Origin of the sequence: Pasteurella oralis (assembly GCF_002850605.1) — a bacterium.
Taxonomy (GTDB): domain Bacteria; phylum Pseudomonadota; class Gammaproteobacteria; order Enterobacterales; family Pasteurellaceae; genus Pasteurella; species Pasteurella oralis.
Genome location: NZ_NXGB01000001.1, coordinates 247,687 through 274,059, shown reverse-complemented (window position 1 = coordinate 274,059; position 26,373 = coordinate 247,687). Strand labels below are relative to the sequence as shown.

Annotated in this window: 19 protein-coding genes and 1 pseudogene; 5 read left to right on the top strand and 15 right to left on the bottom strand. The window is 34.8% G+C overall.

Annotated elements, in window-relative coordinates; all coding sequences use genetic code 11:
- Positions 1-4: 4 nt before the first annotated feature.
- The 12 genes and pseudogenes from C0975_RS01330 to C0975_RS01275 all read right to left on the bottom strand — a co-directional run bounded on the left by C0975_RS01330 (position 5) and on the right by C0975_RS01275 (position 16,551).
- Positions 5-463: a hypothetical protein gene (locus C0975_RS01330; RefSeq protein WP_101774602.1), complete on the bottom strand. Its 459-nt coding sequence runs from the start codon at positions 461-463 to the stop codon at positions 5-7.
- Positions 464-612: 149 nt separating this feature from the next.
- Positions 613-1,083, bottom strand: a complete 471-nt coding sequence (locus tag C0975_RS01325; RefSeq protein WP_101774601.1) for a hypothetical protein — start codon at positions 1,081-1,083, stop codon at positions 613-615.
- A gap of 134 nt (positions 1,084-1,217) precedes the next feature.
- Positions 1,218-1,688, bottom strand: a pseudogene (locus tag C0975_RS01320) (HlyD family type I secretion periplasmic adaptor subunit); the annotation flags it as partial.
- A gap of 323 nt (positions 1,689-2,011) precedes the next feature.
- The gene (locus C0975_RS01315; protein WP_167383018.1) at positions 2,012-5,797 is read right to left on the bottom strand and encodes a calcium-binding protein; all 3,786 of its coding nucleotides are present in this window, start codon (positions 5,795-5,797) and stop codon (positions 2,012-2,014) included.
- Positions 5,798-5,961: 164 nt separating this feature from the next.
- Entirely contained in the window at positions 5,962-6,417 is a 456-nt protein-coding gene (locus C0975_RS01310) for a hypothetical protein (protein ID WP_101774598.1), read from the bottom strand.
- Between the two features lie 134 nt (positions 6,418-6,551).
- Positions 6,552-7,991: an HlyD family type I secretion periplasmic adaptor subunit gene (locus C0975_RS01305; protein ID WP_101774597.1), complete on the bottom strand. Its 1,440-nt coding sequence runs from the start codon at positions 7,989-7,991 to the stop codon at positions 6,552-6,554.
- 12 nt (positions 7,992-8,003) lie between these two features.
- Positions 8,004-10,124 carry a type I secretion system permease/ATPase gene (locus tag C0975_RS01300; protein ID WP_101774596.1) on the bottom strand — a complete coding sequence of 707 codons (2,121 nt, stop codon included), beginning with the start codon at positions 10,122-10,124 and terminating at the stop codon, positions 8,004-8,006.
- Between the two features lie 215 nt (positions 10,125-10,339).
- Positions 10,340-11,650 (bottom strand): calcium-binding protein, encoded by a 1,311-nt coding sequence (locus tag C0975_RS01295; RefSeq protein ID WP_167383017.1) that lies wholly within the window; start codon positions 11,648-11,650, stop codon positions 10,340-10,342.
- A complete protein-coding gene (locus tag C0975_RS01290) occupies positions 11,643-14,090 on the bottom strand; it encodes a calcium-binding protein (protein ID WP_101774594.1) in 2,448 nt (815 codons plus the stop codon). The genes C0975_RS01295 and C0975_RS01290 overlap by 8 nt, the downstream gene beginning before the upstream one ends.
- A gap of 38 nt (positions 14,091-14,128) precedes the next feature.
- Positions 14,129-14,770, bottom strand: a complete 642-nt coding sequence (locus C0975_RS01285) for a hypothetical protein (RefSeq protein ID WP_101774593.1) — start codon at positions 14,768-14,770, stop codon at positions 14,129-14,131.
- Positions 14,771-15,083: 313 nt separating this feature from the next.
- Complete coding sequence (locus C0975_RS01280; RefSeq protein ID WP_101774592.1) at positions 15,084-15,674, bottom strand: hypothetical protein; 591 nt, start codon at positions 15,672-15,674, stop codon at positions 15,084-15,086.
- 97 nt (positions 15,675-15,771) lie between these two features.
- Positions 15,772-16,551, bottom strand: coding sequence for a hypothetical protein (locus tag C0975_RS01275; protein ID WP_143485119.1), 780 nt, complete (start codon positions 16,549-16,551; stop codon positions 15,772-15,774).
- Between the two features lie 454 nt (positions 16,552-17,005).
- Between C0975_RS01275 and der the strand changes: the two genes are divergently transcribed.
- The 3 genes from der to C0975_RS01260 all read left to right on the top strand — a co-directional run bounded on the left by der (position 17,006) and on the right by C0975_RS01260 (position 20,366).
- Positions 17,006-18,538 (top strand): ribosome biogenesis GTPase Der, encoded by a 1,533-nt coding sequence (gene der, locus C0975_RS01270; protein WP_101774590.1) that lies wholly within the window; start codon positions 17,006-17,008, stop codon positions 18,536-18,538.
- A gap of 69 nt (positions 18,539-18,607) precedes the next feature.
- Positions 18,608-19,003, top strand: coding sequence for a hypothetical protein (locus C0975_RS01265; RefSeq protein ID WP_101774589.1), 396 nt, complete (start codon positions 18,608-18,610; stop codon positions 19,001-19,003).
- 271 nt (positions 19,004-19,274) lie between these two features.
- A complete protein-coding gene (locus C0975_RS01260) occupies positions 19,275-20,366 on the top strand; it encodes a YdcF family protein (protein WP_101774588.1) in 1,092 nt (363 codons plus the stop codon).
- Positions 20,367-20,434: 68 nt separating this feature from the next.
- Here C0975_RS01260 and C0975_RS01255 read toward each other — a convergent pair whose 3' ends face one another.
- Entirely contained in the window at positions 20,435-21,841 is a 1,407-nt protein-coding gene (locus C0975_RS01255; RefSeq protein ID WP_101774587.1) for a multicopper oxidase domain-containing protein, read from the bottom strand.
- A gap of 6 nt (positions 21,842-21,847) precedes the next feature.
- Positions 21,848-22,570 carry a 1-acylglycerol-3-phosphate O-acyltransferase gene (locus tag C0975_RS01250; RefSeq protein WP_101774586.1) on the bottom strand — a complete coding sequence of 241 codons (723 nt, stop codon included), beginning with the start codon at positions 22,568-22,570 and terminating at the stop codon, positions 21,848-21,850.
- Positions 22,571-22,679: 109 nt separating this feature from the next.
- On the opposite strand from C0975_RS01250, the gene lpxH reads away from it, so the two are divergent.
- Both lpxH and C0975_RS01240 read left to right on the top strand, forming a co-directional pair.
- Positions 22,680-23,399, top strand: a complete 720-nt coding sequence (lpxH, locus tag C0975_RS01245) for a UDP-2,3-diacylglucosamine diphosphatase (protein ID WP_101774585.1) — start codon at positions 22,680-22,682, stop codon at positions 23,397-23,399.
- 3 nt (positions 23,400-23,402) lie between these two features.
- Complete coding sequence (locus C0975_RS01240; RefSeq protein WP_101774584.1) at positions 23,403-23,909, top strand: DUF2301 domain-containing membrane protein; 507 nt, start codon at positions 23,403-23,405, stop codon at positions 23,907-23,909.
- A 75-nt stretch (positions 23,910-23,984) separates the two neighbouring features.
- On the opposite strand, the gene gshAB is transcribed toward C0975_RS01240, so the two are convergent.
- Positions 23,985-26,261 carry a bifunctional glutamate--cysteine ligase GshA/glutathione synthetase GshB gene (gene gshAB, locus C0975_RS01235; protein WP_101774583.1) on the bottom strand — a complete coding sequence of 759 codons (2,277 nt, stop codon included), beginning with the start codon at positions 26,259-26,261 and terminating at the stop codon, positions 23,985-23,987.
- Positions 26,262-26,373 lie beyond the last annotated feature (112 nt).

The window sequence follows — 26,373 nt, the reverse complement described above, 5'->3', positions numbered from 1 at the left end:
CATATTACTTATTTTTTGAAAAGGAAGCCTCTTCGCTTAATTCTCCACAAGGCGTATATTCGAGATAAATCACTTTATGATCGGGTTCTAAGTTCTCCACATAATGCCTTAAATATTCAATTCTTATATAACCATATCCATCGTCATCGAGATAGCCATCTATTCCTTCGTTAATAAATCTTGTTAATTTACAACAATCAGGGTTCATCTGTTTAAACTCCTCAACACTAGCATAACGTTTTATTTCTTTTGTTTTTCCGACACCTGACGGCATAGTGGATACTACATATTCAACCCCTCTATCGATCAACTCTTGCTCGGTATAAAGGTTATGGATATATTCCCATTTGTCAAAACAATAACCCCGCATTTCTTGTATGGTAATAAATAAATAGACTGCGACGAGAAATAATATAAACCATAAAATATATCCATTTCCTTTTTCTTCATTTTCTTCTGCCATCTGCCACCTCAGTACCCATGATCCATATTACTGCATGCTTGAAATAGGGAATCTACGCATTCCATCCCTTTCAGAGTGAATTGATTTTTAGATAAAGATAAATTCCTCATTATTGTTGCTGTTGGTAATGTCATTTTTTCACCTCACTCTTATTTATTTTTTGAAAAGGAAGCCTTTCTATGTAGTTCTCCACAAGGCGTATATTCAAGATAAATTACTTCACGCTCGGGTTCTAAATTCTCGACATAATGCCTTAAATATTCAATTCTTATATAACCATATCCATCATCATCTGGATAGCCATCTATTCCTTCATTAATAAATATTGTTAAACTGCAACAATTTGGATTCGATCTTTTGAATTCTTCTATATTTAAATAACGCTTACTTTCTAGCCTTTTATTCTCTAACCATACCCTTCCTCCTAACTCATGAGCATTTACATATTCAATTCCCCGATCAATTAACTCTTGCTCAGTATAAAGGTTATGGATATATTCCCATTTGTCAAAACAATAACCCCGCCTTTCTTGTATGGTAATAAATAAATAGATTGAAAGGAGAGCTAGTATGAACCATAAAATATATCCATTTCCTTTTTCTTCATTTTCTTCCGCCATCTTCCACCTCTTGGTTATTTAACGGGTTTAAACTTTAACATATGATTCGTCATATAACTACGACTTGATATTCCACAAACTTTGTTTAATTTATGATCCTATTCAAAACTTTTCTAAAACCTACCGCACTTTTATTACCGCTCTCTTAAACTCTCATCTAACGTAGTTTTTAGTGGGCTAAATAAATAATCTAATACACTGCGTTTACCTGTTTTAATTTCCGCAGAAACTGCCATACCTGCCATTAACTCTACTGTTTTTCCTTCAATTAGTAGAGTACTTTGATCCATTAAAATCGTTGTCGCAAAAACAGGACCAAGTTGTTCATGATCTATCGCATCAAAACTGATTGTCTTGACTTTGCCTGTTAGATAGCCATAACGAGTGTAAGGAAATGCCTCTATTTTAATCACTACATCTTGCCCCACATTGACAAAACCAATGTCTTTATTGCCAATCATCGCTTCCACTTCTAAATAATCTTGTTTTGGTACGATCACCATTAAAGATTGTGCGGTGGTCACAACACCGCCAAGTGTATAAGTTTGCAATTGTTGTATCGTGCCTTCGACTGGCGAACGAATTTCAATAAATGACATATTTTTGTTTTCAGATGTAAATTTTTACCACAACTAACTAATTCTCTTTGCTTAACCTCATCTCATAGATAGTAAATTAATGTTTCAGTTAGTGAAGATTGGCAGAAATACCGTCAAAACTAGCCAATATCACTAGCGTAAAACCCGCTAGACTTGGAGGGGCCTTATAAAAAAGCTAAGACATTAATAAACATCGACCTATAAAAACAAACCACACTTTATTCTTTCTAACTATATGTAATAAATATTTACCAACAAAAAATGATCTGCCTTAAAAAGTTGAATAATCAACTAATTAAAAACAGATCATTATTTATTTTTTAATATATTTAAGAATAATAACTCGCCACAGCTAAAGTACTTATATACTGTTTCACATCATCTTGTTGAACTGAAAACATATCACTACCATGCTGTGTTTCAAACGCTGCCATTGCTGATACTAGCTTATCTACTTGGCTAGGATCTAATGAGCGGCCATCGCCTAACTCAATACGTTCAACTTGATATTTTTGGCTAGAATACCAGTAGTTTACAGTCACTGTATCTGTTGTATCCAAGTTAGTAATCAACAAATGATTATCTTTTCTTGAAAACCAAAGTTTCTCTGGATTATTTATATCTACAAAACGAATAACATCAATATCTGAGCTATTAGAAGAATATTCTTCTATTACATCATGACCATGTCCACGACTAAATAAATACGTATCATCGCCATAATGCCCTTTCAAGGTATCATTGCCCAAACCACCTTCAAAAATCGACTTAGCTTGTGCATCCTTCCAATCTGTCATTACATCATCACCTGATGTACCCACAAAACGGATGCCTTCTTCACGCATCGTCGTTAAACTTAAGCTTCTATCCGTGAACACAAACTCTTCCACCTCATAACGTGCACTGTAATAGAAATCCTTCAAACGCAATGAATCCGTCTCACTGTAACCAAACAGCAGTAAATCATCCCCTTCTCGACGGAACTTCACATCACTATATGCCACATCACTAAATACTATACGGTCATGTTTGGTCGGCGTTGAATCATCATATTCCTCTATCACATCATGACCATGTCCGCGACTAAATAAATAGGTATCTGAACCATAGCTGCCATATAATGTATCATCACCAGCACCGCCAACTAATACATCATCACCATTTTTTGCTTTTAACTGGTTATTCATCGCATTTCCGATGATAATATCATCACTTTTATTACTTTCTAAAACCACTGATTCAGTAAACACAATCCCTTTTTTATGTAAGTACCCTAAAATACTTCCTGAACTTGCTTTCCAATCTTCAGCGAAACCTTCTTTTTGTGCAGTCTCAAAGTATTTATTGAGCAAAAGTAATCCTTCATACCATTCTCTTGGATTTTTTAAAAACGCAATATACTCACTTAAATCAGTTAAGGCATTAGAAGGTGATTCAGCAAATGTTTCATTAAATAATTGAACTGTATAAGAATAATCACGGCTTAATACGCCATCTTTATAAAGAAAACCGACTGAATCTGCATATTTTTTCAAACGTGTTTGTAACAACAAAGATTCATAGGCAAGTTGAATTGAATTGTTATAAATTTGATTTATTTTATCGGTAATATAATCAATATCTTCATCAACAGTATAATAGAGTTGGGCAATATTCATACTATATAAAGAATTGATCGTCGAAATTTTTGCTTTATTATCCTCAAAACGTTGCATAACGGCAGGATCATGCTGCGCATTTCTTAATGCATTTAGCTGGTTTGGTGTTAATCGAATAACTTCCGCATCTGGCGCATCAGTTTCAACTGTTTTTTCTAAATGCAAATCATAAGATTGATACTTATTATCTGTTTGTGCCCATTTTTGCAAAATACTAGGCAGTAAAGCAAGTTGCTCTTCTCGCGTTTTAGCAATAGTATATTGTTGCAATAAATCATTTAACTCTGCTGATAAAGTTGCGGCTTCTCTTAAATCTCGAACGCGCCCAATACCTCTAAGATTGATGATTTTTTCCTGTTCTTCTGTTAACTTCAATTTTTCAGCAAAATCGCTATAAAATGGATTAAAGCTAAAATTAATATCCGCCATGACACCGAATGAACCATCTTCTTTCTCATATTTACCAAGTTGGCTTAACACATTATCGCCTGCCATTTCATCATAGCGATCTTCATAAGCTGTATGTAATGATTTAATCGCAAAATCAGATAAATTAAATAACTCATTTTCTTCGCTTATCCCATTTTGATTTAAATCTCGCCATAGTTTCAATTCCGAAAATTTTGTATCTTGTTTATCAATCACACCATCATCATTACTATCCAAATCTTTTAGCGCAGAAAATCCATGTTGAGCACGAGTTGAATCAGACAAGATTACCATATCACTAAACAGCTCTGAAGCATTCGTAATCTTACCATCGCCATCCTTATCTAAGACTAAAAACCCATCATCTTCTTTTATCCAACCAGTAGATGTTCGGATACCATCAGCATCGTGATCAAATAATGAACCAGAATGACCATTATGTCCTACTGTTTCAATACCATCTCCATCAAGATCAAGGACTAAAGGATCATAGAGTTGAGGACTGCGTCCACGCTGATTAGGGGACCCCCTCCCTCCATTAGAACCACCTCCATTAGAACCACCTCCGTTAGAACCTCCATTGGAACCATTTCCATTTGAATTATTATCTCTGCGTGAATCTAAATCAGTAGACTCACTTCTATAGCTTCCATGTTTTAATCTAGCCCAGTTATAACCAGAACCATCGGGATCCACATCATAAGTATCAAATAAATTTTCACCTTTCTCAAAATAATATTGGATAACAGACATTTCACCATCGAAATGTATAAGATCATTTAAATAAATGTTTAACTGACCATTTTTAAAATTTCTGATCGTTATGTGATGTCCTGTCACTAAATTAGTCATAATTAAAGTGGCAGAAAAATTTCCATCTTTAAAAGACAAACCATTCAGTTGATAAGAATAAGGAGTACTCACACCATCAGAACCAACAAACTTAGCACTACGTCCTCGCATTTCAGTAATTTTACCGAAATACATGTTTTGTACGACTTCATTATCTTCATTTTTTACTTCTTCTGGATATTTATTATCCTTATTTTGAAAACGAATTTCTCCATTCCCATCACTATCTATAATAATATCGCCATTTGTCACATAATAAATATCATGCCCTTCTCCGCCCTCTAAAAGATCACTCCCTTCGCCAGCATAAAAAATATCATTATATTTAGTCCCCTTGATTTCATCATTTCCTTTACCTGTTACATAAGTGATACCATTTTTGACATAATTCATTAATCTATGATATCTAATAGGTCCATCCTGATTCATTTCGATGTAAGACTCTAGATCAAGCTCTACCCCAGTAAGTGTCGTAGCTCCGTCTAATTTATCATCTTGTACTGAACCATAAATAACAGGCTTACCTTTATATAAATGCTTAATAGAACCATTATTCCAAAGTCTTTCAATTAATCTATTAAGCTTTAATCCAACCTCTGCTCCATTTAAAATACTAAAATGATTTTTTCTCTCTTCCTCAGCAATAAAATCGGCTTTCGTAAACTTAGTTTTTTTCTCAACCTCACCAATAAACTCTATTATGACTTTTTTACCAACTCCAGAGGGATCAATCTGTGGTTCTAATGTAAGGTTAGCCAGATTAGACCAAAATCCTCCTTTAAAATCGAAGTTTTCTTTTTTATGAGGCTCAATCGCAAAATTTTTAATATAACGATTACCATTTTTCTCTACGACAAAAATCGCTTCATCAGTAATCTTAAAAGCCGTCGTATTCCAAATATACGCTCGCTCTAAAAGATCATCTTGCCCATCATCATAAAATGCTAAAGTTTGCTTTACGCCAGCAAATCCATTAAGAGCTTTCCCATTAACATCTAAATAACCTGTTTTTTGTAATATCTGAGTTTTTGTATATTCTCCTGGAGCAAGCTCACCTAAAGGAACTACATCTCCCCAATACGCATTAAATGCATTTGAAAATGGTCTAAAGAACAAATGTAGAATATCAAAATCAGCTGCTGTAACAAATCGTCCAGGTCCTGTTTTAGAATCCATAAATTTGTTCTTATTTACCTTAAAAGGTTTAATTTCTTTTTCAAGAATTTGTATTGAATCTAATCTATCTTCCTCTTTAGGGGTTAATTTATTTTTATATAAATATGCGTTCGTTATTTCTGTTGCTGTTGGTAATGTCATTTTCACCTCACTATTACTTATGTTTAAAATGCAACCTCTTCCCTTAACTCTCCACAAGGCGTATATTCAAGATAAATTACTTCATGATCAGGTTCTAAATTCTCGACATAATGCCTTAAATATTCAATTCTTATATAACCATATCCATAGTCATCTGGATAGCCATCTCCTTCATCAATAAAAGTCGTTAATGTACAACAATCTGAGTTCATCTGTTTAAACTCCTCAACGCTAGAATAGCGTTTTATTTCTTTTGTTGTTCCATCTGGTTCAATGACACCTGACGGCATTGTTGATACCACATATTCAACCCCTCTATCGATCAACTCTTGCTCAGTATAAAGGTTATGGATATACTCCCATTTGTCAAAACAATAACCCCGCCTTTCTTGTATGGTAATAAATAAATAGATTGAAAGGAGAGCTAGTATGAACCATAAAATATATCCATTTCCTTTTTCTTCATTTTCTTCCGCCATCTTCCACCTCTTGGTTATTTAACGGGTTTAAACTTTAACATATGATTCGTCATATAACTACGACTTGATATTCCACAAACTTTGTTTAATTTATGATCCTATTCAAAACTTTTCTAAAACCTACCGCACTTTTATTACCGCTCTCTTAAACTCTCATCTAGTGTGGTCTTTAATGGGCTAAATAAGTAATCTAATACACTACGTTTACCTGTTTTAATCTCAGCAGAAACTACCATACCTGCCATTAATTCCACCATTTTACCTTCAATCAGTAGAGTACTTTGATCAATTAAAATCGTTGTCGCAAAAACAGGACCGAGTTGTTCATGATCAATCGCATCAAAACTGATTGTTTTAACTTTGCCTGTTAGATAGCCATAACGTGTGTAAGGAAACGCCTCTATTTTAATCACTACATCTTGCCCCACATTGACAAAACCAATGTCTTTATTGCTAATCATTGCCTCTACTTCTAAATAATCTTGTTTTGGTACGATCACCATTAAAGATTGTGCGGTGGTAACAACACCGCCAAGTGTATAAGTTTGCAATTGTTGTATCGTACCTTCGACTGGCGAACGAATTTCAGTAAATTGTTGACGCTCTTTCGCTTTCGCTACTTCAAAAGCAAACTGGGTCACATTATCATTTGCCATACGAAGCTGCTCTAGCACATCACGGCGAAAAGATTCAATATAGTAGCGATAATCTTCGTTTGCTTGAGTTAAACTGGCAGTCAGTTCATTTAGTCGACTACGCTGTGCATTTAAATTATTGACTAATTCAATAAACTGGTATTCTTGCGCATAGTACTCTTGTTTTGAACTATGCCCTTTTTTGTAAAGATTTTTCAATCCATCCCTGAGTTCTTTACCATATTTTTGCATTTCTTGTAGCTTTGCCACTTCAATTTCGGTGGTTTTTATTTCTGCTTGACGTTGTTCGATACTCGCTTCTAATTTTTGTTTCTGAGCTCTCCAAGCAATATATTGGCTATGTGCAAGTAATTTTTCTTGCTTAAATAACGGATGTTCACTCGAAAACAGCAATTGGCTTTGTTCATCTTCTTCCATTATTGGTTGATTACCTGTATCCATTGCATATAACAAAGCACGTTGCCTCAATTGAGATAATTTAGCCGCTTTTAATGCCTCTTCTGATTTTGAATAATCCGCTTCTACCCCTAATGCCACAAGCTCCATGAGCAGCTGATCTTTTTTCACTTCCTCACCATTACGGACATACACTTTTTTTACTACGGCTGTTTCAATTGGCTGAATAATTTTACTGCGCCCACTTGGCGTAATTTCACCTTGTGCAACAACAACAATATCGACTTTCCCTAGCCATGCCCACATGATAGCAAGCAATAAAAAGAGCATGATTAGACGCGCAATCCATTTTGGTAATGCAGAAACAGGGGTATCAATCAATTCTAAATGTGCGGGACGAAACGCATTTTCATCGGCTTCACGTACTGGTGTATCTAATTGTTTACGTACTTTCCAAACTTCTTTAAAAATACCTAAATAGCGCTTGGCCAAATCACATAATCCTTGCCAGTATAAATTCATCGACAATTCTCCCTAATTCGCCTGTAGCTGATGTAAATAATGGTACAAGCCATTTTTTTCTAATAATTGTTGATGGCTACCTTGTTCGACTAAATGTCCTTTATCTAATACTAAAATACGATCACTTTGTTGCACCGTAGAAAGACGATGCGCAATAATAATCACCGTTCGTCCCCGACAAATATGCTTCATGTTTTGCATAATAATATGTTCTGATTCATAGTCTAAGGCACTTGTTGCTTCATCAAAAATCAGGATTTTGGGATTGGTAACAAGTGCTCGAGCAATGGCAATACGTTGACGTTGTCCGCCTGATAAACTGGTGCCATGTTCACCAACAATAGTGTTATATCCTTCTGGTAATTCAGCAATAAAACCATCTGCCCCAGCTAATTTTGCCGCTTGTATAACACGTTCCATCGGCATAGCAGGCTCACTTAACGCAATGTTATCTCGAATTGAACGGTTAAGTAGAATATTGTCTTGCAACACAACGCCAATCTGGCGGCGTAACCATGCAGGATCAAGCAATGCGACATCATGACCATCAATTAATACTTTGCCATCTGAAGGAACATATAAACGTTGGATCAACTTAGTTAAAGTACTTTTACCCGATCCAGAACGACCAACAATCCCAATCACTTCACCAGCTTTAATATAGAGTGATAAATGACTAAGGATCTCATTACCATTTGGACGATAACGGAAAGACACATCTTGGAACTTAATATCACCTTTGATTTCAGGTGGAGTTAATCGGTTCGTCGGGTTTTCTGTTGGCGTATTTAAAATGTCCCCTAAACGACTCACAGAAATACCGACTTGTTGAAAATCTTGCCAGAGTTGAGCCAAACGGATCACTGGTGCCGCAACTTGACCTGCTAACATGTTAAAAGCAATTAATTGACCTATAGTTAAATCTCCACTGATGACCAAATGGGCGCCCAACCATAAATTGATAACCATCACTAATTTTTGAATTAGCTGTACTCCCTGTTGCCCAATCGTCGCTAATTTTGTGACCTTAAACCCTGCGTGCACATAACCTGCTAACTGTTTATCCCAATGCTCTGTCATTTGTGGGCTGACCGCCATTGATTTAATGGTGTTCATCGCACTGACAGATTCAACTAGGAAAGATTGATTATCCGCATTACGCGCGAACTTTTCATTTAAGCGATGACGTAACATTGGGCTAATTGTAGCGGACCAAATGGCATAACAAGGTAAAGAAATCAATACAACTAGCGTTAACCAAAAGCTGTAATACCACATCACCGCAATAAAGATGAAAGAGAATAATAAATCTAAGATTGAAGTTAATGCTTGACCCGTTAAAAAATTCCTAATTTGCTCTAATTCACGCACGCGAGCAACCGTATCTCCCACTCTACGATTTTCAAAATAAGAAATCGGTAAGGTTAATAAATGGCGAAATAACTTAGCGCCTAACTCCACATCAATACGGCTAGTTGTGTGAGCAAATACGTAAGTACGAATGCCGCCAAGTACAACTTCAAAAATCACTACTACAGCTAATGCAATCGCAATGACATTCAATGTGCTAAATCCTCGATGTACTAAGACTTTATCCATCACAACTTGAAAAAAGAGCGGTGTAATGAGCGCAAAAAGTTGTAACACAATAGACACCACTAATACTTCAACAATGATTTTGCGGTATTTCACAATAGCAGGAATAAACCAAGTAAAATCAAATTTCGCTAAACTCCCTAATACAGAAGCACGGGAAGCAACCACAATGACTTCACCTTGATATCGCTCCCTAAATTTTTGTTCATTTAATACGACTGGACTTTCTGTTTCCAAATCATGAATCAAATAGCGTCCATGCTCTTGATCGATACGCGCTAAAATAAAATGCTTGCCATCATCACGCCAAACCATAATAGGCAATGATAAAAAAGGTAAACGATGAGGTTCTTTTTTGATACTTTTTACTTTCAGACCTAAACTTTTTGCTGCAAGTAACCAATTCGCTTTGCTTAAACCTGTACCATAAATATCAAATTGATGTTTCAGTTGATGAGGATTGACAGAAATACGATGAAAACTGGCTAATACTACTAGCGCAGAAAGCGCTAAATCAGGAGGAGTTTGTATAGACATGTTAAGACCTAAATTGAAATTAATTTATTATTTTTGTTCAAGAAATTAATTAACATAAGTCTCAAAAAACCACAATTTATATCGGGTTAAAAATTTCAATTCTGTGATTAAGTTCAAAATTCTTAAAAAACCAACCGCACTTTCACCTTTTTACTAAATGATATGCAATAAAAAAGAGTTGGTAATAAAAACCAACTCTCTTACTTACTCTTTTCTTATGCAGCAGCATTCACGGCTAATAAAGTATGAAGCGATGGATTAATACTTCCTGTCAGAGAAATAGCCTCCCCATCTTCTCCTTCAAAACTTGCTATAGTCTGTATAAGATTATCAACAAGTTGCTGTGCTTGTACATTCACTTGACTTTCAATTTGTGGCAATACCGTTAACTTGTTAGCAATAGTTGCAGTATTGAAATAACCGTCTGCGCAACCAATTGCACTTAACGCACTTTGACTATCAACAAAATGATTTAACACTCTTACTTGCTGATTAATATTTTTATCAACTAATGCAATTAAATCATTTCCATTACGGTGAAAACTTAAACGAGAACGCTTAATATTTTGAAAAAATAAAACATCTCCTCCCCCATTAGTTTTAACAACATCTATTCCATGACCGGCATAATACAAATAGCTATCTTTACCAGCACCACCTAATAAAATATCATTACCAATCCCGCCGACTAAGGTATCATCACCCGAACCACCAACTAAAAGGTCATTCCCACCTTTACCATCAATGTAATCATTCCCACCTTTACCATTGATCGTTTCTGCGCTATTTGTGCCGAATAACTTATCCCCATTCTCAGAGCCATAACGTATTACTTTTGCCTCAATTTGTTCTCTATCTAATGTAGTACCATCAGCAAATATCACTTCATTGACTTTATAATGCGGTGTCCAATCAATAAAATAATTATGCACTGTAATTCGATCAACATTGTTTCGATGAGCTAAAACAAGATGATTATTGTCACGAATAAACTGGATATCTGACACAGCAATTCCCTCACCAAAACGAATAACATCATAGGAATCTAATACATTACTGTAAGCTTTTCCTTGACGGCACTCATAGATATGATCCTGCCCAAAATTCACATCAAAATGATATATTTCATTATTATATGAGCCATACAAAATGTCATTACCAGTGCCACCATCTAATGTATTCGTTGAAAATATCGTTTTTCGATCAAACGAATCCAAATCATCTGAGGTATCAATATAAAAATATCCCCCATCCCCAGCATCTAATACATCATCTCCAGCACCACCAGATAATAAGCTACCTGTAATTTTCTCATCAGAATATGGTGAATACTGATTTACAATAAATATTTTATCATTGCCGCCTTCGCCATATAATTGACCAGCACCTCTAATAATGTCATCACCCTCACCAGCGCGAATAATATCGTTATTACTTATACCATCTATTTCATCTGCGCCAGCACTGCCTTTCAATGCTTCGGCTTTCATTTGGTCAGCATCCCAAACAGTACCATCACTAAACAAAATTTTCTCGATAGTTGTTGCTATAACCTGCCTTAAATTGTTGTTCGATAGTAAGCTGATCCTTTCCATTCACATGGCTAATAATCATATCAGTATCAACAATTTTAATAATCAAATCATCTGGCGAAACATTATTAAAATAAACGGAATCAATATCGCTACCAATACCTTTCCAATATAATCTAACAATATCTTGTCCCCAATCTTGATTTAGAATAATCGTATCATTGCCTGTTCCTGCATAGAACTCATCATTAATAGACGAGCCAACTAACGTATCATTACCTTTCGTTCCAATTATCCCCTCATTCCCCTCCTCAGATGTGACTCGATCAATGTAGTTATAGTTTAAATCGGTTGAATAAGTGCCTAAATTCGTTGCAATTTTATTTAAGGTTTCAAATTCTGTATGTTTGCCTTCTTCTTTCAATTTAGTCATGTAAAGGCTAAATTGAGTCCAATCATATACTGCTTTTTGATATGTTGAGTCATAACGTAATTTAACCGAATCAAAAATAGATTTATAAGTAGTTTGTGCTTCAATATGAGCTGCAACATATTGCCGAAACTTCTGATATTCTTTTTCTAACACTTTTGCTGCCTCTGGTCCTGCAGCATAAGTCGCTTTAGTCAAGCTATCAAGCGCACCTAACTTTACAATAACATCTAATTTCTGACCATCCATGAAACCACGTAAACCTGGTATTGTCTGAATATCAGCCCAGCTATAAATAAGACTATCTAACAAAGATTCTTTATCTTCTGGTAAGGCTTGAATATAAGATTTGACTTTTTCTACTAAGGAAGGCTTTAAAGCCATTGCCATATGTAAACTATACATATTACCAAAGCTAGCAATATTAGGTAATAATGCAATCTCTTCAGAAATAGCAGAATTAATTGGTAACGCGCGTGCATCACTTGGATCATTATGAAACCAAATATCAATAATGTCAGTTTGTGTTTTATCTTTCCAAGTTACTTTCGATATTTGACCATGATAATTATTGCCAGAATCATAATATCTATTATTTTTATACGCCAAATCAATTGACTCTAATTCAGACTCAGATAAATTTATTAGTTCATTAGCCTCAGAAACACCATTACTATTTAAGTCTTTCCATAATTTCAATTGTGCCCAAATAGCATCATTTTTATCTAAAAGACCATCTTGATTTTCATCAAATTCTGCTAATGCATGGAAGCCATTTGTGGCGTTTTCTCCATTTTTTAATGGCGTATAATTCCCAAAGAGTTCAGAGCCATTATCAATCATATTATTTTGATTACGATCGAGAACTAAAAGTGCATCATCTTGACTAGCCCAACCAGTACTCTGCGCAAAGCCATTATTATCTAAATCGAAATACACATTATGTTTATCTTTCGCTAGCGTTTTTACACCATCTCCATTCATATCAATAATCAACGGCGAAGCGGTCACAAAATCTCCCTTACGGAAAGCTTCAACAACATCAGGTTTTTTATCATTCTTGATTTTCAACTGAATCCCCAAGTCGCCGTCCTTAAAATTGCGAATCGTCACACCTTCTACCGTCAAATCACCACCAGTCCAATTATAAACTGTACCATCATCGCTTCGATAACCCCCCTCTGGATCTTTTTTACTATTTCTTTCCCCTCCTCTTAACACTTTATTATTTAACAAGACTTTCCCTTGCCCATCAGAATCAATAATTGTATCGCCCTTACCTGCATGATAGACATCAAAACCATCACCTCCGTCTAATACATCGTTTCCTTTACCACCATCTAAAATATCATCGCCACTTTTGCCTATGAGATGATCTTTTCCCATAGACCCTTTAATATAATCTGCTCTGTCATCATACCCAATAATTTCATAATCTTTTTTCAAACGCAAATAATTAACTAAACCAGGAACTAAAGGATTAGGAGTTACATTGGGACGAAGAGGTAATAACTGATTTTCTTTAACTTCTATGGCTTTATTTTTTGCTAATACAGCTCGAATACTAGCAAATGCGTTTATTGGAAATGTCCAACTAGGGTCATGTGTGAATTTATACCCAATAAGCTCTAATGCTCTAAAAACATAATGAACACAGCTGTGTTTCAATCCATTGTATATCGTTGGATCAAAACCCATTTCTTTAGCATTAGAATTTGACTCTCCAAATCTTAATAAAGTCTCATATTGTTGCCGATTAATTTGAATAGTTATAGCAGGGAAAGAAGATACATAACGTCCCTCATCCAAGTTGGTAATTTCACCTAGACCATGTATTTCTTTATATTTAGGATGAAATCCTGCACTTTGAATAAATTCATTATTTTTATGTAATACATACCAAAGATGACCTGCTGATGATTTATCATCTCCAGCAATAGGAACGATATAATCATCTCCCATCTGAGCTACTTTAAATGTTACTGTATATTTATTATCAGGCATATTATTCTCCTTAAATATAGATAATAAAAGGCTATCAATTAAACTTTATGTGCTACTGGTCTAATAACTAAAAATGTTTCCACATCTTGGTATTCCGGCAAAATACTCTGATTTATTATTTCTAATCTATAATGTGTATTTTCAGAAAAATCATAACAAGCTGCAGACTCAAGTGTCCAATGTCCCAAAATTTCTGCTATAGATATTCCCCCACCATTAATTTCAAGGCTGCTAAAGGAAAAGAAGTAAGAAAAATAAATATCTTTTGTTTCTATTAATATCTCATCTTTATAGATCTTTAATAATAACTTAGGTTTTTCTTTAGCTTCTTGATAAAATACACTCTCACTTAATTTAGCAACTTGATAAGCAGAATATTTTGGAGAATAAAAATCACTATAATAATTTTCACCAAATTCCTTTTTCAAATTATCCATTAACTGGAGATGATTAAATGCAACAAGAAAACATTTTTTATGCTTCACTTTAGGTTTAGTATCGTACTCAATCACCTTAATCCATTCATTTGTTAAAGAAATCGGGTAATAACGGAAATCTCTTCTATCTTCTTTATAGATAAACCTAGTAAAATAAAAATAAAGATAAATAGAATATCCTAATAGGATTGGGATTAATAACAATAACACTTGACCATAATGTTTCTTTAAAAAATCGATCATAATTTATCACCATAAAAAATAATTAATTTAATACCATAAGTAATAACAGAAAAAAATTATTCTCTTGAGTTTGTGATCTCATTCAAAATTTTAACTTTTCACACTTTATTACTGTTCTATCAAACTCTCATCTATCGTGGTTTTTAATGGGCTGAATAAATATTTTACTTACTTTTATTTATCCAAACTGACTTGTATAGCCAGTCTTTCAAATTTCCTTCTTATAATTGATATACTTGTGACCTCTTATAGCAGTTTTAAAAGTTATAGTATATTTATTTTCTGACATACTTTGCCTCCCTCGTTTTCAAGATTATTTATTGTATATATGTCTAATGCTAAAGAATGTTTCAACACCTTGATATTGTGGCAATGGTGTATCATTAATTAACTCTATTGTATAATGTGAATTTTCTATAAAATCATAACAAGCAGATGTCCTTGGTTTAAAATGCCCATAAGCTTGACCTAAACTTATTCTCTTGCCATCCACAATTTCGCCGAAAGATGATTCACTAGCTGTGATATATATCTCTTTTTTTAAAATTAATTCTCCATCTTTATACAGATTCAATAAAAAGTGAGGTTTTCCAATAATTAAAGAAGAATAAAACTGTTCATCAGTTAATGTGTAGGGATTATATTTAGGATTAAAAACCACAGGAAAAATACCTAATTTCTCTTCAAAACTATTAAGTTCAAACAATAATACAAAACACTTATAATGTTTAATATGCTTTTTTGTTTGATAATCAATAACCTTTGTAAATTTTTTTGATAAATCAATGGAATACAGAGGTGTATCTTCTCGATCTGGCTTATGTCTTGAGTTTAAATAATAAAAAATCAAAACAAATAACAAAGAAATAATAAAAAAATATCTTTTATTAATAATTTTAACCATAACAACACCTCACTATTTTTAAAATCAAACCTTATGGTAAAAATAAATTATTTACAACTATAAAAACAGAAATTAAAAAACACATACTAAAATCAAATCAATTTGAATAATATGGCTTAAATAAAAGATCGCTACAATTACTTAAAAAATAAACATCTTTTATATCATTAAACTCTCTAACATAATGATGCTTCCCTCCCTCAAAAGATTCTGATACGAAATAATAAAAATAATCTAAATAAAAATAATATATTCCTATACCATAAGCCTTGATATCAACTTGCTCAGGAATATTTCCTCTCTTTGAAAAATTACTCTCTCCAGTAATAAGTCTGTAATTTTTAAATTCTGGAGGCTTATCTTTTATGACAGCACAACAATCTGAGCCTAGCATATAATTATTTAAGAAACTATTTCCAAATAATGCATATTGATTACCATTACTTATATAATCTTCTAAATACTCTGGAGTAATAACTTCATTAGCATAAAACGCTTCTAAGACTTCTTTATTTATTGGAGATAAAGGAAAGTGATTTAATAAATATTTCTTCAATTTTTCATTGGTATAATCTCCAGCTACAAACCAAAGGCTACATACTTCTTTATTTTTCTTACAAAAATATGCAGATTCTTTCTCAATTTCGCCACCATCTTTTACCAATTTTTCATTTCTAGCGCTATATATTTCATAAAGTAATATAGAACTTAATTGAACCATTGCCTTATCTTTTAGTTCATCTAATGAATAATACTTTCTATCTCTCCAGCAATATCCATCTTTATTCTTTTTGACAAACTCCGCTTGGCTAATAAAAAATGGTTTTGAATTTTTACTCATCAATTGATTAAAATAACTATACTCATTCCAACTCATCCCCAAAAACAAGTAATAAAATAGAATAAGAACACAAAAAGACAAAAAAACATTTACCACTTTAAAATTAAACATAGCAAAAATATTCTTGGTTAATCATTTGATATGATTAAATAAGTCATGCAGTAAATCAAACCATATCAAAAAAATTATTATAGAAACATTAATACTAAAAGAAAAAATGTCAATATAGCCGAATCAAAAACCATGACCAATATCACATTTTAATTATTTAAAAATAAAATTTTAAAAACAGATATTATTTATATAGCCATTATTTTTTACCTTTGTGATTCATAGAAAATTATAAATACGCGCATTGATAAATTAATAAAAAATAATTTTTATTTTCATTACTTGTCCATTTCTCATCTTTCACAGAATCCGCTATAATAGTTTGATTTTTAACTGCGCTATGAATCCATAAGCAGAAATTCTAAATAAAGAGGTTTTTATGACAACGCCTGTAGTTGCCCTTGTTGGTCGCCCTAATGTAGGGAAATCAACATTATTTAATCGTTTAACACGCACACGTGATGCATTAGTTGCTGATTTTCCAGGCTTAACTCGTGATCGTAAATATGGTCAGGCGAATATTGCTGGTTATGATTTTATTGTTATTGATACAGGCGGAATTGATGGCACAGAAGAAGGTGTGGAAGAAAAAATGGCGGAGCAATCATTGCTTGCCATCGAAGAAGCTGATGTCGTGTTATTTTTAGTGGATGCACGAGCAGGCTTAACTTCAGCCGATATTGGTATCGCCAACTACTTACGTCAACGCCAACATAAAATCACAGTTGTCGTCGCGAATAAAACAGATGGTATTGATGCGGATTCCCATTGTGCCGAGTTTTATCAATTAGGTCTAGGCGAAGTAGAGCAAATTGCAGCTTCGCAAGGGCGTGGTGTTTCTGCCTTGATGGAACAAGTACTAGCACCAATTGCAGAACGAATGAATGCAAATGATGGCAAGCAAAGTGCGGTCGAAAATTCAGAAATTTCGCAAGATGATGAGCAGGATGAATGGGAGCGAGATTTCGATTTCGCTAATGAAGAAGATACGGCACTATTAGATGATGCACTTGCAGAAGATGTCGAAGAGCAAGACAAAAATATTAAGATTGCTATCGTTGGACGCCCAAACGTAGGTAAATCGACCCTAACTAATCGTATTTTAGGCGAAGATCGTGTTGTGGTGTACGACTTACCAGGAACAACAAGAGACAGTATTTATATTCCGATGGAACGTGATGGGCAACAATATACGATTATTGATACGGCAGGCGTACGTAAGCGTGGTAAGGTTCATTTGACAGTAGAAAAATTCTCGGTAATCAAAACGTTACAAGCAATTCAAGATGCGAATGTCGTGTTATTAACAATTGATGCACGTGAAGGTGTTTCAGATCAAGATCTCTCTTTACTTGGCTTTATTTTAAATGCGGGTCGCTCATTAGTTATCGTAGTCAATAAATGGGATGGCTTAAATCAAGATATTAAAGATCAAGTGAAATCTGAACTTGATCGTCGTTTAGACTTTATTGATTTTGCGCGTGTTCATTTTATTTCTGCGTTACATGGCAGCGGAGTAGGCAATCTATTCGATTCGATCCAAGAAGCTTATACTTGTGCAACACAGAAAATGACAACTTCTATGTTGACACGTATCTTACAAATGGCAACTGACGAGCATCAACCACCGATGATGAGTGGTCGTCGAATTAAATTAAAATATGCGCATCCAGGTGGTTATAACCCGCCAATTATCGTCGTACATGGTAATCAAATGGATAAATTGCCTGATTCTTATAAACGTTATTTATCAAACTATTATCGCCGCAGTTTGAAAATTATTGGGTCGCCAATTCGTTTATTATTCCAAGAAGGTAACAACCCATTTGCAGGTAAACGTAATAAGCTCACGCCAAATCAGTTACGTAAGCGTAAACGTTTGATGAAATTTATTAAGAAATCCAAGCGTTAAAATCAACTATTGTGGCGTTCCTAGCTTATATTAGTAACGCTGCAATATGAACAAATAGGAATAGTAGCAATGACGAATAAGAAAACACTTATTATTTTTCCACTCTTAACACAGTGCATTTTTTCTTTATTTTTGCTATTTTTTGATGCGTTCAATCTTGATAATCTAAGTTATGTTTTTCTATTAACGACTATTCCTGCATTTTTATTTTCTCTCGTTTGTATAGGTTATCAATACCATCAACGTAATCTTGTTCAAATTGCCTTTTTTTCTGGTGTAATTAGTTTCTTTTATACATTAGTAACACTTTCTTTTTTAATCGCGCATGCCCCTTTACAAGAAGCACAAGCACTTTCTTTATGGGAACAAAGTTTAGCGATGCTGTTTTACGCGGCTATGTTTGCTTTACCAAGCATGATGTATGCGATGATTGTGTTACGTTTATTTTTAAAGAAATCGCCTTAAACAACTAAATCTGATAAATAGTATTTATCAAATTATTATCACCAGAGTTTGAAAAGTATTGGGTCGCCAATTCATTGATAAGAAGGCAGTAACTCGTTTGTAGGGGAAAATACAATGAAATGCCATAAATCAGTTGTCAGCCTAAACGTTTATGAAAGTTTATTAACAAAATAAAAAGAGAGTGAATAACACCTTATTTCAATGTGTCATCTTTACTCCGCTTTTTTTAAAGTGATATCTCTGATTACCTCAACTCAATTAGGAGCAAGTTATGAAAAAACCATTTAAACTTTTCTTAGTTACAACACTATCTGCTTTCATCGCAAATTCTGCGATAAGTGCAACTGAAGTACAAACGCTGCAGCCACAACTGAATTATCAGCAACTTCTAACTCAGCGCCAAGTTGTAGATGAACTGTTAGAACAAGCTGTGATCATTCAAAACTCGCCTGCTCGCGTCTCTAATGCAGGCTTTACGGCAAAACTACCAAGCAATATGGAACGCATTGCTGATCTATTATTGCAAGCTTATGAGTTAGAACCTTATCGAGTAGATTTCTTATTTGGTGCAGCAAATTCAAATATTTATAATGGTAATGTTGATAAAGCAATTGAGTTATATGAAAAAGTTTTAACTGTTGCACCAGAAGATGTCAAAGCACATATTTATTTAACCTCCTGGAATCGCTTTAAGGGAAATCAAGAAAAATATTCCACTTATGCGAGTAAACTTAAACACATTGCGCCCGAAAAATATGCTTTATTAGAAAAAGTATTTAAGACAATTGATAAAGTTGCAACGGCACCCATTACTGATCATTTAAAAGATAAACTGCCTGAAAATTCAGCGATTATTACTTTAGGCTATGCGCTTGAATTAGATGGTAGTATGAATAAAATTCTAGTTGAACGTCTTGAAAAAACATTAGAAATTGCAAAGCAAAATCCTCATGCGTTAATTATTGTCACTGGTGGGGTACCAAAAAATAATCAAACCGAAGGAAAGTTAATGAAACAATGGCTCATTGACAAAGGGATTAGTCCAAACCGAATTTACGCCGATGACTATGCGAGATCGACCGTTGAAAATGCCTTATTCTCTCGCTATGCTTTAGCGAAACATAACATTAAACAAGCAGTACTCATTAGTTCAGGTAGCCATGTGCGTCGTGGGCAAGCATTATTTGAAATTGCTTTATGGGAATCAGGTCCTCAACAGCTAACAATAACAACGGTTGCTTCGTTAGATAAACCGTTGGAAGAACTACAAAAAATATCAACTAAAGATTTACTCGGTATTTATCGAGATAGTTTAAAAGTCATGGGGCTACCAATGTTTAACAGTGGTCCTTTACAAGATTAGATTAAACTATACTCAAAATAAGAAAACCGTTTTAAATTTGATTAAAACGGTTTTCTTTTCTATAAAATCTACTGGACTACTAATAATCGAATACAGCCTTTATCTGCTAACATTAAATTAGAAGAACCAAAAATAAATGGATGGTTGTTTGAAGAGACATTGTCAAACTTAACTAAGATTTGTACTTTACCTGTAATCCAAATACTGTCTTTCCACGCGATTTCATTTAATTCTAATGGGTTATCATCAAGCTTTTCTAACACAAATTTAGCCCCCTGAATTCGAAAACCCATTGGGCTAGAAGCCGTTAAAGTCCAGCGTTCTGTCGTGCCTAATTTAGCTGTTGTAACACGTCTTGGATCAAAATGTTTATTATTGACCATACCCGTGTTTACATCAAAATGGAACTGGCGTTCTTGAGCAATTTGAGCAGATAAATGCGTAACCGCATCAGTATTAAACTGTAGCACTGCCTGATTAGAGAATACAGAGGCTAATCCTTCGGGACGTAGTTCTAATATAATATTGTCGATCAGTTCATCATCACTGGCAAAAAGTGCGGTGAATTTATGCATAAAATTACGCTTTTCGCCAGCAATTAAACTCACATTCTCACCCTCATTCAAATCAATTAATAATTCAATACGTTCACTTGGTGACAGCAAAATTGATTTTAGTCGTTTAGCTTGCGGTAAGAAACCTTGATCCTGTGCGATTAAATGCATGTCTCGTTCATCATCACAACGTAATTCATAACTACGTGACAGCGAGGCATTAACTAAACGTAAACGTACCCAGCCACGTGGAACCGTTAAATAAGGTGCCTCTTGCCCATTTACAAATAAGCGATTACCTAAAAAAGTGTTCTCATTTTGTTGAAATAACTGTAAACCACTGCTATTCAAACGCATATCTTGCAAAATTAATGGAATATCATTCACCCCATACTTTTGCGGTAACTGCGGCTGACGACTTTCGTTATCTTCAATAATCCACATCCCAACCAAACCGCGATAAGTTTGGTAAGCAGAATTGGCTAAGGTGACTGAATGATACCAACAAGTTGCTGCGGATTGAGTAATAGGAATAATTGGTGACCATGTTTGTTTAGGTTGTAAAACACGCCCTACACCACCTAGTAATTCGCTTGAAGCTTGTATTCCTTGAATATTGAGGGCAACAGCTTGTGACAAATTATTACGATAATTGACTTTCGCAAAATCGCCTCGGCGAATTTTAACTGTGGGTCCCAAATATTGCCCATTGAATCCCCAAGCTTCAACATTTTTACCTGTTTCCAAAGCATGATCTACGGCTTGCATCGTCAAAAAAATAGGGCGCCCTCGCCGTGTTTCCATTAAAGGTGGGATACGTAAAGGCTGGCGATTCGCTGCCCAAAGAGGTGCCGGCAAAGTAGAAAGTGCGGTCGCAATTAAACTGTTTTTAAAAAACTGACGGCGAGAAAGTGTTGGCATAATAACTTAGCTCTGTTGGGCAATTTCAGCGTCAAGCTCTGCAATACGTTTTGCCATTAATTGATGACAATAAGCCGCCAGTTCACGCACATTATCTTTATCATAACCAGAGATATCAATGGGTTCTAACATTTCACAAATCACTTTGCCATTATCCCAACAATTTAAGTCAATTTTATGATGTGTTGTTGAACAAACTACTGGCACAATAGGAACACCAGCAGCAATCGCGGCATAAAATGCCCCTGTTTTAAAAGGTAATAATCCACGTCCACGACTACGCGTACCCTCAGGGAACATCCAAACAGACAAATTATCGTCATTAATTCGACGTGCCACCTCATTCATGGTGCCATGTGCTTTCGTTCGATTTTCACGATCAATTAAAATATTGCCAGTAACCCAATACAATATGCCAAAAAAAGGCACCCAAATTAAACTTTTTTTCCCCACACTTACCGTACGAGGCATCACCATATAAGAAATCGTCACCATGTCATAATTGTTTTGGTGATTTCCAATATAAATACAGCGTCCGACTTTATCTGCATTGTTTGGAAAGCGATGTTCAACTTTTAAGCCGAACAATGGATGAAGACGCCCAAACCAACGCGCCATAATACCGACATTACTTGGGTTTTTAAAGCGGATAAAAGAGTAAATTGAACCAAACACACAAATTAAAATACAACAAAAAACGATCACAATCGTACGGAGTAATTTCAACATAAGTCTATTCCTTTAAAAATTTGGCTCAGTATAGCGAAATTGCTGGAATATGTGTACAAATCAACATAAAAAATGTGCTACTCTACACAAAAAACTATGTAGAAAACCAATGAGAAAAACCTATTTTATTGCCGACTTACATCTTAGCGAAAACAGACCGCACTTAACCAAGCTTTTCTGCGATTTTATGCGAAATCAAGCGCCACAAGCAGAATCTCTTTACATTTTAGGCGATCTGTTTGATTTTTGGATTGGTGATGACGAAAGCTCGCCTCTAATTGAAGAAGTTAAAGCCGAAATTAAATGCTTAAGCCAACAAGGTGTGAAATGTTATTTTCAACATGGCAACCGAGATTTTTTAATCGGTCGACAATTTGCGCAAGACTGTGATTTAACACTTTTACCAACCTATCAACTCATTAATTTATATGGTGAAAAAATCTTGCTTTGTCATGGTGATACACTTTGTATTGATGATGTAACTTATCAACGTTACCGTAAAAAAGTACATCAAAAATGGTGTCAGTGGTTATTTTTATGTTTACCACTCAAAGTGCGGTTGACAATTGCTGAGAAAATCCGAGCTAAAAGCCAAGCAGATAAACAACATAAATCTACTGAAATTATGGATGTCAATCCTGATTTTGTATTACAAACTTTTAAACAATTTGCTGTCAAAAAAATGATTCATGGTCATACTCATCGGCAAAATATCCACCAAATCCCACCGTACTTTACACGTATTGTGTTAGGTGATTGGGGAGAAACAGCCTCAATTTTGGCGGTGAATGAACAAGGACAAATTCAATTTTTAACTGGAAAGGAATAAAATATGGCAGATCCGCAAATTCAATCCCCTATGGACTTTTGGGATTATCTCACCGTTATTTTATATCGTTTAGGCTTTGTTTTAGCGGGTATCATGCTTCTCATTTTTCCTTATCACGCCCAAATGGCACATAGAGGAATTTTAGTTGCAGCGGTACTTTGTGCTTCAAGTTTACATATTTATATGAAATCTTTTCGGCTCATTTTACAAATGGCAACATGGGGCGCATTATTGTGCCAGTCGATGGGATTTGAGCATTTAGCTTTAGGTGGTGCACTTCTAACTTTAGGAGGATTATGCTACAAAGAATACTTTTGTTTTCGCATTCTTTTTCTCAATATTCAGCCGTTTTTCGTAGCCGCATTTTGGTGCATTATCCCATTTAATAACAGTTTCGCCACACAAGTGATGTCAGTAATTATCGCTATCTTGTTTTTGATTTTAGCTATTAAAAAATGGCAAATGCCATTGCACTTTGATATTGGTGACAAAACAAAATATCAGATTTAACTATACTACTTTGATTGAAAAAATAGCAGACTAAAAAAGCAGACAGAGAGTCTGCTTTTCTATTTATGGCACTTTTTATTGAATTTCTGGGAACAGCATCTTAATCACATGTTGCGTTAAACGGCGAGATTTTCCTGCATAAGGGAAAATATGCATCATCATCATCGGATTAAAATTAGCCTCAATCACGCCCCAAGACGCTAAATTGGGTTGTGCAGGTTTATTCAAATCAGGAATAATTAAATCGACACCACATACCGCCGCGCCCATTGCTTGTGTAATTGCAACAGCGAGTTGCTTATAGCTGTCATGCATTTGATCTGTCATATCAATAGAATCACCGCCAGTACTAATATTCGAATTGGCGCGTAACTGTACAAGTCGATCTTTATCAGGAATAGAATCTATTGTTAAGCCTTGCTCTTTGAGTTGTAATTGTTCAATTTCGCCTAAAACAATTTTCTTCAATGGCGTTCGACTGCCATCACCGCGTAGTGGATGATCATTTTTCATGGCAACTAATTCGGCTACAGTATGCTTCCCATCGCCAATGACATTAGCTGGCACGCGTAATAATACCGCTAAAGTTTCATTACCTAACACAAAGAAACGATATTCCGTGCCAACTAAATAGTCTTCAATCATAATTTCTTTATCTTCACGAAAAGCGATTTCCACTGCTTTAGCAAAGTCTTCTCGGTTTTGTACACCTTGTTGGAAAATCGTAATGCCTAAACCATAATTCGTCGATTTCGGCTTAATCACAACAGCGCGATGTTCAAACAATGCATAATTCGCAACAGCCTGTTCAACGGAAGTAAATTCTCGGCTTTGTGGTACATTAAAGCCCGCTTTTTGCAACACTTTCTTCGTTACCACTTTATTTTCCATAATCAAAGGGGAAATATAGCTATCATGAGAGGTCATATTGCCATTTTTGACATATTCAACATGTTCACCATGGCTTAAACATAAAAACTGATCATTTTCATCTAGAATTTCAGTCTGAATGCCCTGTTGAATTAAATCAAACAGCAGAGCCTGAGTTGACAGCTCCATATTGTCAAACGCAGATAACGCATAAAAACGTTCAAATGCTTGTGCTTTATATTGTTGTGCTAATTGTGCGCCTAATTGCTGATATCCTCCCACTTGTTCAATCGCGTGGAACAAACGTCCACCAATCGTTTGTGCTGGATGAGCAAACTGACTCAATTTTTCTCTCACAATCACACTTAATTCTATTGGCGCACTAATTTGTTCAAGCATCGTAAGCATTTCTAATAAAAGTAATTCACCTTCTTCCGCATATGCCGTTTTATCTAATGGATGCTCAAAAGCGACTTCTGCCAAACGTGCTTTTCCTAATTCAACGCCATCTTGATCTACAGTGTCATCTAGCCAAATCATTAATAAAGCAAATAAGTGAATAAATTTTGCATCCGCTAAGCTGATACCATAAGCTTCAAATGGATTTAGATCGAATAAACGAAATTCGAGATATTGAATACCATTTTGCAATAATTCACGGGCTTTCTTTGCACCACGCAAACGGACATTAGAATAAAATTCTTTCTCAGCAATAAGCTTTCCAGTAGCGACCCAATGCTCTAAGGTTTCAACATATTGTTGCACACTATCAAAAGATACTTTAATTTCAGGATCGTTAACATAGCCATACTGACTTGAACGTAAGCTGCGTACATATTCACCAGCTTTAAGCGGCGCGGCATCTTCGCTAAAATAATTGTCTTCGACAGTTGGCGTTGCTGCCAACAAATACAACAAGACCCATTGATAGCGTAAAAAGTTTTTCGCCATTTTCAGATACAAATCATTTTGAAAATCGACCGCACTTTGATAGGTATTCTGTAAAGAAAATAATGTTGCAACTAACTCAGGCGCGAGCTGGAAATTATAATGAAGACCGCTCACCATCTGCTTATTCTTACCATATACTTTAACTAAATATTCACGGTATGCCACATCTTCAGAATTATCTAGTTGTGCCACTTTAATCTGTTGTTCTGCTGGTAACCCAGCAGGCATGCTCAACGGAAAGATGTATTCATCATCAGGTAGCGAACGCTGTACAACCTCGTGAATCGCGGATAGCCAACGATAAGTATCTTCTAATTTTTTATTCGGTGGTGTAATCAACTCAAGTTGACTTTCGGCAAAATCTGTTTGAATATAAGGATGATATGAGCGATTACCAAACTGGCTAGGATGTGCACTTGTCACAATGGAACCATCAGCATAAACACGCTGACTCTCTTTTTCTAAACCAAATGAACCTTGTTGGAATAACAAACCCAATTGATTTTGTTTAATCATTTGCTGAATTTTCATTTGCTTTCTCTATATTAAAAGAACGACATGTTCTGGATTAGTAAAATTAAACAGTAAAAAAACAAACTACTAATGCGATTTACTGTCCTTTCAAAAGCGATTAAACAACATT

What these genes read in the sequence shown, in the direction of transcription:
- der (WP_101774590.1), top strand. Translation starts at nt 17,006, where the DNA reads ATGACAACGCCTGTAGTTGCCCTTGTTGGTCGCCCTAATGTAGGGAAA.
- C0975_RS01305 (WP_101774597.1), bottom strand. Translation starts at nt 7,991, where the DNA reads ATGAATTTATACTGGCAAGGATTATGTGATTTGGCCAAGCGCTATTTA.
- gshAB (WP_101774583.1), bottom strand. Translation starts at nt 26,261, where the DNA reads ATGAAAATTCAGCAAATGATTAAACAAAATCAATTGGGTTTGTTATTC.
- C0975_RS01250 (WP_101774586.1), bottom strand. Translation starts at nt 22,570, where the DNA reads ATGTTGAAATTACTCCGTACGATTGTGATCGTTTTTTGTTGTATTTTA.
- C0975_RS01240 (WP_101774584.1), top strand. Translation starts at nt 23,403, where the DNA reads ATGGCAGATCCGCAAATTCAATCCCCTATGGACTTTTGGGATTATCTC.
- C0975_RS01325 (WP_101774601.1), bottom strand. Translation starts at nt 1,083, where the DNA reads ATGGCGGAAGAAAATGAAGAAAAAGGAAATGGATATATTTTATGGTTC.
- C0975_RS01260 (WP_101774588.1), top strand. Translation starts at nt 19,275, where the DNA reads ATGAAAAAACCATTTAAACTTTTCTTAGTTACAACACTATCTGCTTTC.
- C0975_RS01315 (WP_167383018.1), bottom strand. Translation starts at nt 5,797, where the DNA reads ATGGATTCTAAAACAGGACCTGGACGATTTGTTACAGCAGCTGATTTT.
- C0975_RS01300 (WP_101774596.1), bottom strand. Translation starts at nt 10,124, where the DNA reads ATGTCTATACAAACTCCTCCTGATTTAGCGCTTTCTGCGCTAGTAGTA.
- C0975_RS01310 (WP_101774598.1), bottom strand. Translation starts at nt 6,417, where the DNA reads ATGGCGGAAGAAAATGAAGAAAAAGGAAATGGATATATTTTATGGTTC.
- C0975_RS01275 (WP_143485119.1), bottom strand. Translation starts at nt 16,551, where the DNA reads ATGAGTTGGAATGAGTATAGTTATTTTAATCAATTGATGAGTAAAAAT.
- lpxH (WP_101774585.1), top strand. Translation starts at nt 22,680, where the DNA reads ATGAGAAAAACCTATTTTATTGCCGACTTACATCTTAGCGAAAACAGA.
- C0975_RS01290 (WP_101774594.1), bottom strand. Translation starts at nt 14,090, where the DNA reads ATGCCTGATAATAAATATACAGTAACATTTAAAGTAGCTCAGATGGGA.
- C0975_RS01330 (WP_101774602.1), bottom strand. Translation starts at nt 463, where the DNA reads ATGGCAGAAGAAAATGAAGAAAAAGGAAATGGATATATTTTATGGTTT.
- C0975_RS01255 (WP_101774587.1), bottom strand. Translation starts at nt 21,841, where the DNA reads ATGCCAACACTTTCTCGCCGTCAGTTTTTTAAAAACAGTTTAATTGCG.
- C0975_RS01285 (WP_101774593.1), bottom strand. Translation starts at nt 14,770, where the DNA reads ATGATCGATTTTTTAAAGAAACATTATGGTCAAGTGTTATTGTTATTA.
- C0975_RS01280 (WP_101774592.1), bottom strand. Translation starts at nt 15,674, where the DNA reads ATGGTTAAAATTATTAATAAAAGATATTTTTTTATTATTTCTTTGTTA.
- C0975_RS01265 (WP_101774589.1), top strand. Translation starts at nt 18,608, where the DNA reads ATGACGAATAAGAAAACACTTATTATTTTTCCACTCTTAACACAGTGC.